The organism is Archangium minus (assembly GCF_044360475.1).
GTDB classification, from domain to species: domain Bacteria; phylum Myxococcota; class Myxococcia; order Myxococcales; family Myxococcaceae; genus Archangium; species Archangium minus.
Map to the genome: position 1 here is coordinate 3489555 of NZ_CP043494.1, position 16650 is coordinate 3506204.

At 68.4% G+C, this 16650-nt stretch carries 13 protein-coding genes; 9 read left to right on the top strand and 4 right to left on the bottom strand.

The genetic code is table 11. The features are described 5' to 3' along the window. Positions 1-240: 240 nt before the first annotated feature. The 4 genes from F0U60_RS14345 to F0U60_RS14360 all read left to right on the top strand — a co-directional run bounded on the left by F0U60_RS14345 (position 241) and on the right by F0U60_RS14360 (position 5485). Positions 241-2526 (top strand): ArnT family glycosyltransferase, encoded by a 2286-nt coding sequence (locus F0U60_RS14345; RefSeq protein ID WP_395825247.1) that lies wholly within the window; start codon positions 241-243, stop codon positions 2524-2526. Beyond that, positions 2523-3440, top strand: coding sequence for an ABC transporter ATP-binding protein (locus F0U60_RS14350; protein ID WP_395819439.1), 918 nt, complete (start codon positions 2523-2525; stop codon positions 3438-3440). The genes F0U60_RS14345 and F0U60_RS14350 overlap by 4 nt, the downstream gene beginning before the upstream one ends. Before the next feature lie 2 nt (positions 3441-3442). Next, positions 3443-4243 carry an ABC transporter permease subunit gene (locus F0U60_RS14355; RefSeq protein WP_395819442.1) on the top strand — a complete coding sequence of 267 codons (801 nt, stop codon included), beginning with the start codon at positions 3443-3445 and terminating at the stop codon, positions 4241-4243. Positions 4244-4429: 186 nt separating this feature from the next. After that, positions 4430-5485 carry an SPFH domain-containing protein gene (locus F0U60_RS14360; protein WP_395819446.1) on the top strand — a complete coding sequence of 352 codons (1056 nt, stop codon included), beginning with the start codon at positions 4430-4432 and terminating at the stop codon, positions 5483-5485. Between the two features lie 126 nt (positions 5486-5611). On the opposite strand, the gene F0U60_RS14365 is transcribed toward F0U60_RS14360, so the two are convergent. After that, positions 5612-7561, bottom strand: coding sequence for a chromosome segregation protein SMC (locus F0U60_RS14365; RefSeq protein WP_395819448.1), 1950 nt, complete (start codon positions 7559-7561; stop codon positions 5612-5614). Between the two features lie 30 nt (positions 7562-7591). Here F0U60_RS14365 and epmA point away from each other — a divergent pair, with 30 nt between their 5' ends. Both epmA and F0U60_RS14375 read left to right on the top strand, forming a co-directional pair. After that, positions 7592-8578: an EF-P lysine aminoacylase EpmA gene (gene epmA, locus F0U60_RS14370; RefSeq protein ID WP_395819451.1), complete on the top strand. Its 987-nt coding sequence runs from the start codon at positions 7592-7594 to the stop codon at positions 8576-8578. Between the two features lie 45 nt (positions 8579-8623). Then, positions 8624-9289, top strand: coding sequence for an inorganic pyrophosphatase (locus F0U60_RS14375; protein ID WP_395819454.1), 666 nt, complete (start codon positions 8624-8626; stop codon positions 9287-9289). On the opposite strand, the gene F0U60_RS14380 is transcribed toward F0U60_RS14375, so the two are convergent. Then, the gene (locus tag F0U60_RS14380; RefSeq protein ID WP_395819457.1) at positions 9286-10446 is read right to left on the bottom strand and encodes an energy transducer TonB; all 1161 of its coding nucleotides are present in this window, start codon (positions 10444-10446) and stop codon (positions 9286-9288) included. The genes F0U60_RS14375 and F0U60_RS14380 overlap by 4 nt on opposite strands. 104 nt (positions 10447-10550) lie before the next feature. Here F0U60_RS14380 and F0U60_RS14385 point away from each other — a divergent pair, with 104 nt between their 5' ends. The 3 genes from F0U60_RS14385 to F0U60_RS14395 are packed head-to-tail and all read left to right on the top strand — an operon-like array spanning position 10551 to position 13723. Further along, a complete protein-coding gene (locus F0U60_RS14385; RefSeq protein ID WP_395819459.1) occupies positions 10551-12002 on the top strand; it encodes a nicotinate phosphoribosyltransferase in 1452 nt (483 codons plus the stop codon). Positions 12003-12020: 18 nt separating this feature from the next. Continuing rightward, complete coding sequence (locus tag F0U60_RS14390; protein WP_395819462.1) at positions 12021-12992, top strand: nicotinamidase; 972 nt, start codon at positions 12021-12023, stop codon at positions 12990-12992. Further along, positions 12989-13723: an NUDIX domain-containing protein gene (locus tag F0U60_RS14395; protein WP_395819465.1), complete on the top strand. Its 735-nt coding sequence runs from the start codon at positions 12989-12991 to the stop codon at positions 13721-13723. Before F0U60_RS14390 ends, F0U60_RS14395 begins: the two co-directional genes overlap by 4 nt. On the opposite strand, the gene F0U60_RS14400 is transcribed toward F0U60_RS14395, so the two are convergent. After that, entirely contained in the window at positions 13716-14249 is a 534-nt protein-coding gene (locus F0U60_RS14400; protein ID WP_395819469.1) for a DUF6484 domain-containing protein, read from the bottom strand. The genes F0U60_RS14395 and F0U60_RS14400 overlap by 8 nt on opposite strands. A 17-nt stretch (positions 14250-14266) precedes the next feature. Next, positions 14267-16531: a type VI secretion system Vgr family protein gene (locus F0U60_RS14405; RefSeq protein WP_395819471.1), complete on the bottom strand. Its 2265-nt coding sequence runs from the start codon at positions 16529-16531 to the stop codon at positions 14267-14269. Positions 16532-16650 lie beyond the last annotated feature (119 nt).

Consider the following 16650-nt stretch of genomic DNA (forward strand, 5'->3'; position numbering starts at 1 on the left):
CCAGGGGCCCCGCTGTGTGCGGGGAGGGTTGGGCCCGCTGGGTTCAAGACACATGCCCTCGCTTGGAGACCGAGCCAGCAGGGAGTCGGTGTGCAGACAGGTGTGCAGTTCCGGGCACGATGCGCGGCAGACTGCACGGCGTCAGGCTCTGGCGGAGGTCGACCGGAGCGGGAGGCAGGGATATAAGGCCGCGACCCACGCCAGGAGCGTGGGCCCATGCGGACGGAGGCGTGTTTCCCCGTGTCGAGCAACGGAGCTGAGCAGGAGCCGCAGACCTTCACCGAGGCCATCCTCGGCAAGGGCATCCACCAGGAGTCGTGGGCGAAGCGCTGGATGGCGTTGGATCCATCGTTGCGCGTGGCGTTGGCGACGGCCGCCTTCGCGGCGCTGCTCTTCATCCCCTACCTGGGGGCGGTGGGCCTGTGGGACTGCTGGGAGCCGCACTACGGCGAAGTGGGCCGCGAGATGATCCAGCGCCGTGACTACGTGTTCCCCTACTGGGAGAACGCGTGGTTCTTCTCCAAGCCGCCGCTCACCATGTGGATGCAGGCGCTGGGGATGCAGGTGGTGGGCTCGATGCGCACCGAGGGCGCGCTGGGCCTCTACACCGAGTGGGGCATGCGGATGCCCTTCGCGCTGCTGAGCATCGCGGCGGTATCACTGTTGTCGCTGGCGGTGGCGCGTGTGGTGAACCGGCGCGCGGGCCTGGCCACGGGCTTCGTGCTGGCCACCATGCCGCTCTACTTCCTGCTCACCCGGCAGACGGTGACGGACACGCCCTTTGTCACCACGCTGGTGTGCGCCATGGCGTGCGCGATCATCGGCCAGCTCGACGACACCACGAAGCACCGCGCCGGCTGGTGGTACGCCTTCTACGTCTTCGCGGGCCTGTCCACCCTGGCCAAGGGTCTGCTGGGCGTGGGCCTGCCGGCCGTCATCCTCGTCCTCTACGCGCTCTTCGCCGTCATCCCCTACGACGCGGCGAGCCTCAACGCGCACCTGCGCTGGCTGCTGGAGGGCTCCTTCCGTGCCGAGGTCCGCGAGGGCAAGCAGCCCATGCCCGTGCTGTGGGGGCAGATGTACAAGATGAAGCTGGGCACCGGCATCCTCGTGTTCTTCGCGGTGGCCGTGCCCTGGTACCTGGTGCTGAGCCTCTTCAATGGCGTGGACGACGAGGGCAAGCTCTTCTGGTACCGCTTCTTCATCCACGACCACCTCAATCGCCTGAGCGCGGGCGTGCACACCACCACGCCGGGCGGCACCTTCATCTACTTCATCGAGCAGGGTGGCTTCGGCATCTTCCCCTGGGTGGCGCTGCTGCCGGGGGCCTTCGCGCTGGTGTCCCAGCTGCGGCCTCGCTCGAGCGACAAGGCGGACCACCTGGCGCTCATCGCCGCGCTGTGGGTGGCCTTCTCCTTCACCCTGCTGGCCTCCTCGGCCACCAAGTTCCACCACTACGTCTTCCCGGTGCTGCCGGGCCTGGCCGTCCTCATCGCCCTCTTCGTGAACAAGCTGTGGGAGGAGGGCATCTCCGCCCACGTGATGAGCCTCGTCTTCGGGCTCGTCCTCTTCATCCTCGTGGGCCATGACCTGGCCAACAACCCGAAGAACTTCACCGACCTCTTCGTCTACAACTACGACCGGCCGTACCCCTCCGAGCTCGTCACCAAGCCCATTGCCATGTTCGCCTCCCGCCCGCTGTGGGTGGGCGACCTGATGACGCTGGTGCTGCTCTCCGTGGGAGCCTACCTCGCGGTGGGCGTGTTCCAGACGAAGTCCGGCGCCTCGGTGCACTCGCGCGCGGTGGCGCTGCTGTGCCTGGCGGTGGGCGCGGCCTTCTTCGTGCCCATGGCCATGCGCGACGTGCCCGCCACGCCGGTGATGGGTGTGGCCCTGTTCCTCGTGGGCGCCTGGGTGGCGTGGCAGGCCTCTCGGGCGTCGGTGGACGCGCGCACGTCGTTGTGGCTCTTCGCCTCGGCCCTGCTGCTGGTGGGCGCGATGTCCGCGGTGCGCGGCTTCCGCGTCCCGGCCGCGAGTGACTCGCTCCTCAAGTCCCTGTCCTCGCCCGTCAACGTGAAGATGGCCCTGGGCTTTGTCTTCACGGTGGCCGGTGGCCTGGCGGTGGTAGCGGCGCTGCAGCGTGCCCGGGTGATGCTGTACGGCACCTTCTGGGCGCTCGCGGCCGGCTTCGCCCTCTGGTTCAACTGGGGCCACTGGGTGGACCTGTCCCACCACTGGACGCAGCGCGACCTGTTCTGGCGCTACTACGCCCAGCGCAAGCCGGACGAGCCCATCACCGCCTTCATGATGAACTGGCGCGGAGAGACCTTCTACTCGCGCAACCAGGTGAAGCAGATCCGCGAGCCGGCCAAGCTCAAGCCCTTCGTGGCGCAGCCCGGCCGCGAGTGGGCCCTGGTGGAGCACAACCGGCTCGGCGTACTGCGGCAGGCCGCGGGCTCCGACAAGGTCATCACCGTCATCGATCGCGACATCAACAACAAGTTCATCCTGGTGAGCATCGATTGAGCGGCATCTCCGTCCAGGGGGTCGCCAAGCGCTTCGGCGCGCGCACCGCGGTGGAGGGGCTGACGTTCGACGTCCGCCCGGGCGAGGTGTTCGGCCTGCTCGGGCCCAACGGCGCGGGGAAGACGACCACGGTGCGCATGCTCACCGGGCTCCTCCAGCCCTCGGAGGGCGAGGCGCACGTCTGGGGCCACTCGGTGCGCACGGATGGCGAGTCGCTGCGCCGCGTGGTGGGTCTGCTCACTGAGCAACCCGGGCTCTATGAGCGGCTCAGCGCGCGCGACAACCTGCGCTTCTTCATGAAGCTGCACGAGCTGGACGAGCGCGCGGTCTGGCCGCGTGCCCTCGCCTATCTGGAGCGCTTCGGGCTGGCGGGCCGGGAGAACGATCCCTGCGGAAGCTTCTCCAAGGGCATGCGGCAGAAGCTGGCCATCGTGCGCACGCTGGTGCACGACCCCAAGGTCATCTTCCTGGACGAGCCCACGAGCGGGTTGGACCCGGAGTCGGCGCGCACCGTGCGTGACGCGGTGGCGGAGCTGGCGGCGGAGGGGCGCACCATCGTGCTGTGCTCGCACAACCTGGCCGAGGTGGAGCGGTTGTGCACGCGGGTGGCGGTGGTGAAGGGACGGTTGCTGGCGATGGCCCCGTTGAACGAGCTGCGCCGCGCGGGCAGCGCGCTGGACGTGAAGGTCGAGGGTGAGGCCGAGCGCTTCGTCACGGCGCTGGCCGCGTTGCCGTTCGCGCCCAACGTGCTCGCTGAGGGCGCGCGGCTGCGGGTGATGCTCGCGGACGAGTCGCACGCCCCGGACGTGGTGGCGTGTCTGGTGGGCGCGGGGGCGCGCGTGCACAGCGCGGTGCCGGCCCAGCGTCCTCTCGAAGAGGTCTACCTGGAGCTCATCCGCGAGGGGAGGGTGTGAGCATGGCGTTCCATCCCCGGCGTGCGCTGGCCGTCTTCTGGAAGGACTTCCTGGACCTGCGCAGGAACCTGCCGCTGCTGCTCGCCATGGCGGCGCTGCCCATGGTGCTCGTGGTGGTGCCGATGATCGTCGTCTGGACCTACGTGCAGGATCCGGACGACACCAACCTGCGGGTGCTCGCCCTCTTCTACGACCCGAGCCTGCCCCTGAACGCCAACGCGGGGCGCTTCCTGGTGGAGCGCACCCTGCTGGACTGGTTCGGCATGTTCCTGGTGATGCCGGTGTTCGTCCCCATCCTCATCTCCTCGCAGAGCGTGGCGGGGGAGAAGGAGCGGCGCACGCTGGAGCCGCTGCTGGCCTCGCCGGTGACGGCGGTGGAGCTGGTGGCGGGCAAGAGCCTGGCCTCGCTGGTGCCCGCGGTGCTGATTACCTGGGTGGCCTTCGCGCTGCTGTGCGTGGGGGTGGACGTGGTGGCGTGGCCGTTGGGCCAGGGCCTGATCATGCCCAACGCGCTGTGGCTCTTCGGGGTGATTGTGCTGGCGCCGCTGTTCGCCTTCTTCGGCAACGGCGTGGCGGTGCTCATCTCCGCGCGCGTGGCCGATGCGCGCACGGCCCAGCAGCTCTCCGCCCTGGTGGTGCTGCCGCTCGTGGGGCTGGTGGCGGGCCAGGTGGCCGGGTTCCTGAACGCCGGGCTGGCCTACTATGCCCTCCAGGGCGCGGTGGTGCTGCTGCTTGACGCGGTGCTTCTCTGGGCCAGCGTCCGGCTACTGGAGCGCGAGCGCCTTATCAGCCGCTGGGGGTAGCCAAGCGGACAACCCCATGCCGGGTTGACTGGCCAAGGGTGCGGAACCTCTGGCATGTTCCCGGGGAGCAGGCCGGGGGCAGTGCGATCGGCGGGCATGCAATGGGCCCGGTCGCTATGCGTTAGAGGGATAGGCGGCGTTGGGCTCCCGGTGTCGACGCGGTCTCTAGGAGGCGACGAAAGCACGATGGGATTCTTCGGTGGAATCAAGGACGAGGCGAAGCGCAACTTCATCGCGCGCGCCGATGAGGCGAAGGGCGAGATTGTCTACAAGTATCCGGAGAAGAACATCCGGATGCTCACCCAGCTCACCGTTGATGCCGACGAAGTCGCGCTCTTCGTGAAGGACGGGAAGGTGGAGGGCAAGCTGGGGCCGGGGCGGCACCAGCTGGACACCAGTAACATCCCGTTCCTGTCGCGCCTGTTGGAGGGGTTCACCGGCGGCAACCTGTTCATCGCCGAGGTGTTCTTCGTCTCCACGCGCGAGTTCACGGGCGTGAAGTTCGGTGGCCCCATCGGTGACGTGCGCGACCCGGAGACGGGGCTGGGCATTGGCACGATGGTGTACGGCGACTTCTCCATCCGGGTGACGGAGCCGGAGAAGCTGGTGGTGGGCCTGGTGGGCATGGGCCGCACGAGCAACGCGGACTTCCTGGGCTGGTTCAAGGGCCAGGTGCTCAAGGTGACGCGGGATCGCATCGCCGAGCTGCTGGTGAAGAAGCGCTGGCCGCTGCTGGACGTGACGAGCGGCGCGTACACGGAGGAGATCGAGACCGAGGTGATCGCGGGTCTCAAGCCTCACGTGGACACCTACGGCCTCACCGTGGTGCGGATGGGTAACTTCCACGTCAGCATCAAGGAGGAGGACGAGGCGACGCTGAAGAAGCTGTCGAAGGACGTGGCGTACTCGCGTCTGGCGGGCGGTTTCCAGCAGTACGCACAGGGTCAGGCGATGCTGGGTGCGTCCGAGGGCATGGCCAAGGGCGGTGGCGGCTCGGATGGCGCGCTGCAGGGCATGGGGATGGGAATGGGCTTCGGCATGGCCCAGATGTTCGCCAACCAGCAGCAGCAGAATCAGCAGAACTACCAGCAGCAGCAACAGCCTCCTCCGCAGGCGGCGGCCCCGGCGGACACGCGCAGCCCGGCGCAGCGGCTGAAGGAGCTCAAGGAGCTGAAGGACGCGGGAGTGCTCTCGGACGACGAGTACAACGCCAAGCGCGCTGAGCTGATGAAGTTGCTGTAGCCCCACCCCCTCTCCCTCTGGGAGAGGGACGGGGTGAGGGTAGAGAGTTCAAACGCCGTACCCCGAGGCCTCCGTCCGTGTTCAGGGCGGGGGCCTTCGTGTATCAGCGCGCCCGACTGAGTGGAGTCAGTGGGTCCTCTTGCCCCGAGTCTTCTGTCCGTGTTGCGGACGAGAGCCCTCTTTCTTCCTGGGGCTCGTGACCTTCGCGGAGCGAGCGTGCCGGGTCTGGGGCTTGCGAAGCTTCGAGACCTTCGAGGTCCTGGACGCCGAGGACGGAGCCGCCGGAGCAGGTGTCGGAGCCGGAGCCGGCGTGGCGGGAGTGGGCTCGGGGGCAGGAGTCACGGGGGCCTCCTCCGCCGGAGCGGACTCCTGTGCCGGGGCTTCGGGGGCCACCGGGGTGTTCTCCGGGGAGGCCGGGGCGGTGGGCTTCGAGGTCCCGTTGTCTTCACGGGCATCCAGCTTGATGGGCACGCCCAGCGTGGCGCCGAGCCGCAGCAGCAGCACATCCGGGGAGATGCCCTTCTCGCCCATGGCCTCGGCCACTTCGCGGGCGGAGAGCGCATTGCCGTGGGCCCACAGCTCCTTGAGGAACTTGCCGGCATCCGGCTCGTGCCACCAGGACGGGCCGAAGCGCGCCTTGAGCTGCCCCTGGAGCTGGCCCGCGAGGAACCACGCGCGGAAGTTGTCCGCGGACTGGAAGAAGTCCTCCTGGTCCACCAGGTAGCGAGCGACGTCATCGTCCGTCGCCGGCATTTCATCCACGCGCTCGAGGAGGGTCCTGTACAGCTCGCGGGGGTCCACCTCCTCCTGCTGCCGGTGCAGCGCGAGCTGGTACAGCAGCTTGCCCGCGGCGCGGCGGATGAGGAACAGCTTGTGGGCGCTCGTCGCCGCCAGGTACGAGGCGCGGTCCTTGCCCGACAGCCCCGCGTGCTCCTCCAGCCACACCGGGTCCTCCGACAGGTCCTCGAAGAGGGCCGCATAGGCCTCGGTGACGGTGGGGTTGCCCAGCTTGGCCAGCTCGAAGCGGGCCTCCTTCGTGAAGGCATAGTGCAGCGCGTGGCCGAACTCGTGCAGCAGCCGAGCCTGCTCCAGTGCTCCCTCGATGGGCCGCACCGACAGCCGCACGTCCTTGGGCACTTCGATGCCCAGCGTCAGCGGGCGCGGGTTCTTGCGCTTCACATCGTCGCGCGCGTCGATGCGCACGTTCTTCATTTCGCCCAGGTCGATGCCCATCCCCGACAGAGTGCCGTGCGCGCGCAGCAGCAGCTCGCTCTTGGGGAAGAAGCCATCCACCTCGCGCGGGCGGAACAGCCGAGGGAGGTCCGCCCGAGTGAGGCTCGTGAAGGGCATCCCCAGCTCGCGCTGGGCGAGCCGCTCCATCACTTCCTTGTAGGGCTTTTCGGTGGCCTGAAGCACCTCCTCGGCGAGCAGGCCCAGCCGTCCCAGGTCCGCCTGACGCAGCTCGCCGCCGAAGGCCTCGTACGAGGCGTAGCCCAGCTCGCGCACCAGCTCCTCCGTCCGCTGCTCCCGGCGGTGGATGAGCGGGTTGAGTCGCTCCAGCGCGGGTGTCGCCGCGACGTAGAGGGCCTTGCGCCTGGGTGCACTGCGCTCGTTGGCCAGCAGCCGCTCCAGGTCTCGCCAACGCACCTCGCGGCCGTCCACCTGGAAGGTCAGGGACGCCTCCAGGTTGGCGATGGCGTCGTTCACCTCGGCGAGCTGCTGCGACAGGTACTCGCCCGCGAAGTGCGACTGGAGCGCGGTGAGGGCGCGCAGCTCGCGCGCGTCCGTGGTGCGCTGGCGCAGCCGATCGATCTTCCGGATGTTGTCGAGGCTGAACAGCGCCTCCTTGCCGACATATGTGGAGGCCATGTCGGCCCGGGCCCCTTCGGCCCAGAAGCGCCACACCAGCAGATCTTGCGACTTGAGGAGGTCCTCGGCTTCCGCGGCGAGCCGGGCCACCTCGGCGGCCAGTTTCTGCTCCTCCGTGAGCGGGGGAGAGGCGGACCTGGTCGTGGCGCACCCGCCGAGGGAGCTGAGACCGAGGAGAAGGACGAGTGCGGGAAGCCTTGGGCGCATGGGACGCGCAATGTAACTTCCGCGCCGCTCATGCCCAATCAACTCCAGTGGCGCTCGGCCGCCGCCCGGCAGGCACTCTACGGAGCCCTCCGCCGTTTCTTCACCCAACTTGGCTACCTGGAGGTGGACACGCCGCTGCTCGTCCCCACGCCAGGGATGGAGCCCCACATCACCGCCTTCGAGTCACCCTTCGTGCCCGAGACGGACGTGGGCCAGCGCCGCACCCTCTACCTGCACACCAGCCCCGAGTACGCCATGAAGCGGTTGCTCGCGGATGGCTCAGGCCCCCTCTTCCAGATTTGCAAGGTATTCAGAAACGGGGAGGTCTCGAGGACCCACAACCCCGAGTTCACGATGCTGGAGTTCTACCGGCCCCAGGCGGACTACCACGCCATCATGGCGGACCTGGAGGGGGCGCTGGCGGAGGCGGACCGGACGGTGGGGGGCGATGGCTTCTTCACCCGCACGCCCTACGAGCGGCTGTCGGTGCGGGACGCGGTGCTCCGGACGACGGGCATCGACTTGAGGGCCTGTGCGGACGGCCCCTCCCTGAAGCGGGCGGCGGAGGCAGCCGGGGTGCGCACCGGGGACGCCACCAGCTTCGATGATGTGTTCTTCCACCTGTTCCTGCAGAAGGTGGAAGGGACATTGGGTTGGGAGCGACCGACCTACCTGACGGAGTACCCCGCCTCGATGGCCTCGCTGGCGCGGCTCAAGCCGGGAGACCCCTCGGTGGCCGAGCGCACGGAGCTGTACGCCAAGGGGTTGGAGCTGGCCAACGGCTTCTCGGAGCTGACGGACCCGGTGGAACAGCGAGCTCGGTTGCTTGAAGAACAGGAATTCCGGCGTATGACGGGCAGATCCGTCTACCCACTGGACGAGCGGTTCCTTGACGCGGTAGGGCGCATGCCGCCTTCGGCGGGGATCGCCGTGGGGTTGGACCGTATCTTGATGTTGTTGCTGGGTGTGGAGGCCATTTCGGATGTCCTCCTCTTTCCGGCGCACGAATTCGTTTGAAGTGAAGGACCCTGGGCGCGCATGGCGCTTGGGATGTGAAGTGACATGGCCACCAAGAAGCCACAGATCCACAGTTGCCAGGCACACCCCTGGCACGGCATTGCCCCCGGCGACGAGACCCCCGAGGTCGTCACCACGTACATCGAGATCGTCCCCACCGACACGGTGAAGTACGAGCTGGACAAGGAGTCGGGCCTCCTCCGTATCGATCGCCCGCAGCGGTTCTCCAGCCAGTGCCCCACGCTCTACGGGTTCATCCCCCAGACGTTCTGCGACGAGCTGGTGGCGAAGCGCTGCGCCGAGCGCACCGGCAACCGGGACATCAAGGGCGATGGGGATCCGCTCGACATCTGCGTGCTGACGGAGAAGGTGATTCCGGCCGGCGGGCTGCTGGTGCGCGCGGTGCCGGTGGGCGGCTTCCGCATGGTCGACGGCGACGAGGCCGACGACAAGATCATCGCCGTGCTGGAGTCGGACCTTGTCTTCGGGGCGCTGCAGCACGTGGCGCAGCTGCCGACCACGCTCGTGGAGCGCCTCAAGCACTACTTCCTCACCTACAAGCAGATTCCCAGTGAGGCGAAGCGCGCGGTGGAGATCGTCGAGATGTACGATCGCTCCGAGGCGCACGAGGTCATCAAGCGCAGCATGAAGGACTACCAGCGCGTGTACGGGCAGGCCCCGGCGCGCAAGTCCCGCGGCCGCAAGGGCTAGCGCACCTCGAGCAGTCGCACGCGCTTGTAGAGCCGGCGGTCGAGCGGCATCCGCATGTCCGTGAGCTTCATCTCGGCGTCGAATTCAACGCTGAGTGTGGGGACGGGCGGACTGATGGAGACGATGAGCTCGATCTGCCACAGGCTCACGAGCCGCGTGCGGCCCTGGAGGGCCTCGGGAGGAGGAACGGGAAGGCGCTGGGCGGCGGCACGAATGTCGGCGATCGCCTCGCGGTCCACCTGGGCGTCGTTGCTGGGGGTGACGAGCTCCACGTTGAGCAGTCGGCCCTCGGTGTCCTGCACCACGCGCACGGTGGCGCGGCGGGTGGCTCGGAATTGCTCCTTCATCTGCCGGCGCAGGGAGCGGCGGGCCTCGAGCGAAGGGTCTCCTCCAGGCGGCAGCCGGTCATTGGCCTCCGGAGTGTCCGTGTCGAGCGGTGAGCCCGTGTTGGCGTAGGCCGCGGCGCGATCCGACCAGACGCGCATCCACTCCTTCGAATTGCCGCGGGTCTGGTCGAGGAAGCCCTGGAGGCCCTTGGCGGAGACGGCGCGCTCGGCGTCCCAGTGCTTCAGCAGGGACTTGCCCAGGTCGGAGAAGTAGGGGTGCACCAGGCCGCGATCCACCTTCCCGCGGCGCACGCCCTCCATGACCATGTCCGCCACCTTCTCCTCCGGCGTGGAGGGGACGGGCACGCCCGCGTCCGGCACGTCGACGCCCTTGTCGGGGCTCCACGACAGTGAGGGGGAGGGGAGGAGCCGCGAAGGGCCCAGTCGGAGGCCCTCGGCACGGGGCGCGTCCGCGAGGGGCATGTCACCCGCGGTGGAGGTGGGGACCTCGGCGGGTGTGGGCGGCGAGGCGGGTGGAGGCCTCGTTTCGCCTCGCGCGGGTGGGGGGCTCTTCGGCGCCTGTGCGAGTTCAGGTGGCGGCGAGGCCCGGGGTGGCTTCGGGGGTGGGGCTTTCGGAGGCTCGGACTTCGGAGGCTCGGGTGGGGGCGCCACGTCCACCTCAACGAACTGGAGTGTGGCCTGGGCGGGTGCCGGAGCGGTCCCTTTTTCCTCAAGCGGGGTGTGCCGTGTCTCCATCCACAGCCACAGCCCGGCATGCAGCCCGAGGCTGAGGACGAGGAAGAGCAGCAGTCGGCGGGAGTCCGGCTTCACGGCGCCGATTCAAGCACCCTTCGCCTCTTTACCTGACTCCCATGTCAGAAAGAGTGTTGCCGACTCTTTCTTCGCTCGTTAGATTGCTCGGCGGGAGGCACACCATGGGGAGTTCGCTGCTCGCGACGGACGGCTACAAGTTCAGCATGGCGGAGGCTGGCTGGCCGCTGCGCAGGGAGACGTTCTACTACTCACACCGCAAGGGCGGGCAGCAGGTCGTGCCGTTGGACCTCGAGTCCTACGTGCGGGGCCTGCTCCCGGAGCCGGCCGAGAGCGACTACGCCTACCTGGCTCGCAACAGCTACGAGATGGGCGCGGGCTTCAAGGCGGCCATCCAGCAGAAGCAGAAGCTGGTCATCCGGGCCCTGCCCAAGGGCACGCGCTTCTACGCGCGGGAGCCGGTGTTCTCGGTGACGGGACCCTCGGCGATGGTGTCGTGGTTGGAGCCGCTGCTCCTGCAACTCAACTTCCGCATCCAGATTGCCACGCAGGCGCTGGCGGACCGTGAGGCTTTGGCGAAGGCGCTCGCGGTGCTGTCGTGCGAGGAAGAGAAGCGCATCGCCCTGGAGACGCTGGACGCGGTGGGGGTGAAGCCGGTGCCCATCACCGTGGACGCCGAGGGCTACTACGCGCGGGTGATGGCGGTGGTGCGCGAGCTGGTGGAGGCGGTGAAGGACCCGAGCCGCATCTTCGAGGTGGGCCTGCGCGCGGCCACGTGCCTGGAGCAGCATGAAATCGCTCTGAGGGCCTGCAAGGACGCCGGCGTGATGCGCACCAGCAACGTGCTGCTGGCGCAGAAGCTGGGGATGATTCCGGTGGGCACCATGGGGCACGAGCACGTGCAGCGCTACGGCTCGGACGAGGCGGCCTTCCGCGCCATCCGCGAGCGGCGGCCGGAGCGCTCCAGCTACCTGCTGGACACCTATGACACGCTGAGCTCGGGCCTGCCGTCGGCCTTCCGGCTCGTCCACGAAGACCCTCACGCGGGGGACTCCATCCGCTTCGATTCGGGAGACAAGAAGAAGCAGTACACGCTGGCGGTGTCGCGGGCGAAGGAGGAGGGCATCAAGCCGGTGCTCATCCTGGAAGACGGACTGGACGCGCAGGCCACGCGCGAGTTCGAGGCGCTGCGTCACCAGTACGGCTGGGAGCCCTCGAAGCAGTTCTACGGCTACGGCGGCTTCATCGTGGCGCGGACCATGGTGTGTCCCTACACGAGGGATCGGGTGGCGGCGGTGTACAAGCTGGCGCGCACGGGCCACCAGCCGACGATGAAGTTCGGCAACGAGCTGGCCGAGGGCAAGCAGAGCATCCCGGGCGTGCCGGTGGTGTTCCGGCGCCGGAGTGGCTCGGGGCCCATCGGGCTCATCGGGCAGGAGGGCGAGCCGGTGCCCGAAGGCTATGAGCTGCTCTCCGGCGCCACGCCCGAGGCCGCCGCTGCCATTCCCGCGCCCGCTACCGGGGAGCTCCGTGTCGCGTACACGCCGGCCACGCAGGCCCTGGTGGACGAGCTGCGCCACCGGCACTTCCCAAAGAGCGCCGCGCACCATTCTTGAAGTCCCCTGGAGGACGCCATGCCGTTGCCCCTTCCCGAATTCCATGACGACAAGCGCGTGGGTTCGCTGTTCCTGGAGCGAGCCGCGCAGGTGACCGAGGAGGCCCGACGCTTCGCGGTGACGCACAAGGTGAAGCCGGCGCGAGAGGATCGCGTGCGCATCGCCGCCTTCGGTATCGACGTGCAGGTGGCGTTCTGCCAGCCCGAGGCGAGCCTCTTCGTCCCGGGCGCGGTGGAGGACACGCAGCGCACGCTGCGCTGGCTGTACGCGCACCTGGACCGCATCACCGGGCTGGTGTTCTCGCTGGACACGCACCGCGTCTTCCAGATCTTCCACCCGGCGTGGTGGCAGGACGCGGAGGGCCGGCCGCCGGCGCCGATGACGCCCATCCTGGCGGCGGACATTCGCGCGGGGAAGTGGCGGGCCACGCGCCACCCCGAGGAGAGCCTGGCCTACTGCGAGCGCCTGGAGGCCACGGGGAAGTACGTGCTGACGGTGTGGCCGTACCACGCATTGCTCGGAGGGCTGAGCCACGCACTGCTGCCGTCGGTGATGGAAGCGAGCCTCTTCCACTCGGTGGCTCGCGACACGCAGACGCGCTTCGAGCAGAAGGGCGAGGAGCCGCTGACGGAGAACTACTCGGTGCTGGCGCCCGAGGTGACGGAGGTGTCGGGGCGCAAGGTGGGCGAGTTCAACCAGGACCTCTTCGACCATCTGCTCACGTTCGATCGGGTGTACGTCTTCGGGCAGGCGAAGTCGCACTGCGTGCTGTCGACGCTGCTGGACCTGAAGCAGCACATCGAGGCGACGGATCGCTCGAAGATGGGGCGCATCCACATCCTCGAGGACGCGATGAGCCCGGTGCCGGCGCCGCCGTTGGACCCGTTGCCGCCGGGGCTGGACTTCCCGCGCGTTGCCAACGAGGCGATGCGGACGTTCCGGGAGGCGGGGATGAAGGTGGTGCGGACCACCGACCCGTTGGACATGTGAGATCTCCGGAAGTGCTCCAGGCCCGCAGGGCGCTGGGGGCGTACGCGCGCCCGGCGGTGGCGGTGGACCTGGTCATCCTGACGTTGGTGGACTGCGCGTTGAACGTGCTGCTGGTGCGCCGGGGCGAGCCTCCCTTCGAGGGGAAGCTGGCGCTGCCGGGTGGTTTCCTGCGGGTGGGCGATGGGGTGGAGGACCAGGGCGAGGACCTGGACGTAGCGGCGGCACGCGAGCTGGAGGAGGAGACGGGGCTGGGGGCGGCGGACGTGTTGCTGGAGCAGTTCGCCACGTTCGGCAGGCCGGGGAGGGATCCCCGTATGCGGGTGCTCTCGGTGGCGTACTACGCGCTGGTGAGGCCGGAGCTGGCGCAGCGGGTGCGAGCGGGCGGAGACGCGGCGGCGACGTGCTGGGAGCCGGTAGCGGGGCTGAGCGCGGGTGCGCTGGCCTTCGACCACGAGGACATCCTCCGGGTGGCGTTGGAGCGGATGCGGGAGAAGCTGGACACGTCGGCGCTGGCGTTCTCGCTGGTGCCGGAGACCTTCACCATTCCGGAGCTGCGCACGGTGTTCTCCGCGGTGAAGGGCGAGCCGCAGGATCCAGGCAACTTCCGTCGCAAGGTGGCGCGGCTCATCGAGGATGGGGTGCTGGAGAAGGCGCCGGGAGTGCGGCGGACGGCCTCGAAGCCCGCCGCGCTCTACCGGTTCCGTCCCCCCTCCGCGCGCTCCGTCAGTTGATCTGCACCGAGCCACCCTTGATGCGCTGGGTGCCTGACGCGTGGGACTCGACGTAGGTCCCCTTGATGACGACCTTGCCGTTGCGGCGCAGGGTGATGCTGGCCTGGCCGCACTGGAGGACGATCTCGTCCTTGCCCTCGATGACGACCCGCTTGCCGTCCACGTGGGCTTCGAGCGGCTGCTGGGCCACCGGAGCGGGCAGCGAGGCTTCCAGCACCGCGTCCGTCAGCGGCGTGGGGCTCTGTACCTGCTCCATGCCCACCACGAGCGGCAGGCGCGGGTCCCCGTTCTCGAAGAGCAGCACCGCTTTCCGGCGCGTCGCGATGGCGTCCTTCAGCTCCGCCGGCTCGAGCGTGATGGTTCTCCGCGCCACCAGCGGGCCCGCGCGGTTGCCGTCGTAGTCCACCAGGAAGTGGCCGTCGGCATCGCTGCCGATGAGCCAGCCCAACCGGGTCCCCCAGATGGGCTCCTGCTGCTCCGCGGACTCCGGGTTCCTCGCCGCCGATGGATTCGTGGGTGACGTCATGGTCTTCCGGCTCCCTGCTAGTTCTCGGAGATCTTCGAGCCCTTGATGACGACGTCACCGCTGGCGGTGACCTCGATCTTCGCGCCCTTGATGACCACGTCGCCGTTCTTCTTCACCTGCAACGTCGCCGAGCCCACCTTCAGGGTGAACTGATCCTGCGCCACCAGGGAGATCTCCTTGGCGGACAGCGTGTAGCTGTCCTTGACGGCGTGGTTGTGTTTGCCGCCCACGCTCACCAGCAGATCCTTCTCCACCTTCAGGGTGCGGTTCTTGTCGACCTGCTCGGAGAGATCTCCACCGACCTGCAGCGTGCGCGAGCCCTTGACCGTCTCGGACTTCTTCGCGCCCACCACCTCCACCTTGGCACCGCCCACCTGCTCGGACTTGAGGCCGCCCACCAACTGGTTGAGCGCTCCGCCCACCGTGACGGCGTAGGCGCCGCCGACGTTCAGCATCTTCCCCAGGCCCACCGTCTCCGCGGAGGCCATCGCCACCGTCACGCTCTGGTTGCCACTCACGGAGATGGACTGGTCTCCCACCACGGACTCGGTGTGGTTGCCCGTCACCGTCGTCGAGCGATCCTTGACGACCTCGAGGGTCTGGTTGCCGCCGATGACGGTGTCGTCGTTCTTCTTCACCTCGAGCGACTGGTTGCCCTCGATGGTGCGGCTGCGGTCCTTCTTGACGAGCAGTGTCTCGTTGCCGCCCACCATCTGCGTCTTGTCGTTCTCGACGACGATGTTGAAGTCCTTCTGAGCGTGAAGGTAGATCTCCTCCTCGCCCGCCGCGTCCTCGATGCGCAGCTCGTTGAAGCCGTTGCCGCCGGGGCTGGAGCTGGAGCGCAGGGTGCTCTGCGTCTTGTTGTCGGGCAGCGAGATGGAGGTCGGGTTCTGCCCGTTGTAGACGCTGCCGGTGACGATGGGCCGGTCCGGGTCGCCCTCGAGGAACTCCACCACCACTTCATGGCCGATGCGGGGCAGGTACAGCGCGCCCCAGCCCGGTCCCGCCCAAGCCTGGCTCACGCGGATCCAGCACGAGCTCTTGTCGTTGTTCTTGCCCTCGCGGTCCCAGTGGAACTGGACCTTGATGCGGCCGTGCTCGTCGGTGTGAATCTCCTCGCCCGAGGGACCCACGACGATGGCCGTCTGGGCGCCCGCGATGGTCGGACGGGGCGTGGCGCGTGGCGGGCGGTAGGGCACCGACGCGGGGATGCACACGAACTCGTTGCGGTAGCCCTCCTGCTTCTCATACGCCGCCTGCCCGTGGGTGAGCACCTCCGGCTGGCTGCCCGAGTGCCTCACGGAGATGAGCAGGTAGCTGCTGTTGAGCGCGGCCATCGGGTGGTCGGCCAGCTCGAAGGTGTGGCCCGCCAGCAGGCGCCGGCAGTTGCTGGCACCCGTCACCATCTTCGTGCGCGCGCGCAGCTCCTCCATGCGCACCTTGGCGAGCGCCTTGCCCACGCCGGCATCCTCGTAGCGGGCCGGGTAGTCGTAGATCTCCAGCGCGGCCTCACCGTCGTCGGCTGCGTTGTCGGTGGTGAGGTCCAGCGCGGGCCGGGTGAAGTCGAAGTCGCGCAGGGTGACGGCGCCGGGCTGAATCTCCAGCCGCGCGGCGAACTCGTGAATGGACTCCTGCTCCGCCACCATCTTGCTGCGCTCGCGGAAGAGGAGCTTCGCCTCGCCGGCCATGGCCGAGCACGTGAGCGAGGCGTCGTTGAGCACCATCTTGTGCCCGTCCTCGGTGTGCTCGAAGGAGTAGAAGATGCCCTCCTCCTCGAGCAGCCGGGACACGAAGTCGAGGTCGGACTCGCGGTACTGCACGCAGTAGTCGCGCTTGGCGTAGGAGCCATTGAGCTTCAGCTCGTGCTCCACCATGCCCTCATTGAGGACCTTGTGGACGATGTCCGGGACGGTCATCTCCTGGAAGATGCGGCTCTTCCGGGTGTGCCGGAGCGTCCACAGGCGGGGCACCACCGTGACGCGGTAGCGCTGGCGCTCCGGTCCTCGGTTGGCGTCCCAGCGCACCACGCGAGACGCGATGCCGTTGAAGAAGCGCGCCGTCCCATCACCGAGCTGCACCATCAGCAGCGCGTTCTGGCCCAGCAGCGCCTTCTCGTCCACGTCCACGTCCGGAGGCGCCGCCAGGGTGACCTCGACGGAGTACGGTTGAGAGACCGTCTCGTCGGCCTCGAAGCCCACGACGGCCAGCTCGCCCATGGCGTGGGGGCCGATCTGGAACTCGAACTCGGGCTGATTGGCCTGGAGCGCAGCGGTCGCGATCACGGAGTCCCCCCTTTGGGTAACTTGAATCCCAGGAGTGTATCCTGTCTCCGACCCCATTCGCAGTGCTTCTTCGCAGTGCTTCTTCTCGGGAGATGAATCGGCAGCTGTACGCCGGGTCC

Bases quoted from the DNA above. Each gene is read 5' to 3' on its own strand.
- epmA (WP_395819451.1), top strand. From the start codon at position 7,592: ATGCCCAATCAACTCCAGTGGCGCTCGGCCGCCGCCCGGCAGGCACTC.
- F0U60_RS14400 (WP_395819469.1), bottom strand. From the start codon at position 14,249: ATGACGTCACCCACGAATCCATCGGCGGCGAGGAACCCGGAGTCCGCG.
- F0U60_RS14375 (WP_395819454.1), top strand. From the start codon at position 8,624: ATGGCCACCAAGAAGCCACAGATCCACAGTTGCCAGGCACACCCCTGG.
- F0U60_RS14355 (WP_395819442.1), top strand. From the start codon at position 3,443: ATGGCGTTCCATCCCCGGCGTGCGCTGGCCGTCTTCTGGAAGGACTTC.
- F0U60_RS14390 (WP_395819462.1), top strand. From the start codon at position 12,021: ATGCCGTTGCCCCTTCCCGAATTCCATGACGACAAGCGCGTGGGTTCG.
- F0U60_RS14360 (WP_395819446.1), top strand. From the start codon at position 4,430: ATGGGATTCTTCGGTGGAATCAAGGACGAGGCGAAGCGCAACTTCATC.
- F0U60_RS14365 (WP_395819448.1), bottom strand. From the start codon at position 7,561: ATGCGCCCAAGGCTTCCCGCACTCGTCCTTCTCCTCGGTCTCAGCTCC.
- F0U60_RS14385 (WP_395819459.1), top strand. From the start codon at position 10,551: ATGGGGAGTTCGCTGCTCGCGACGGACGGCTACAAGTTCAGCATGGCG.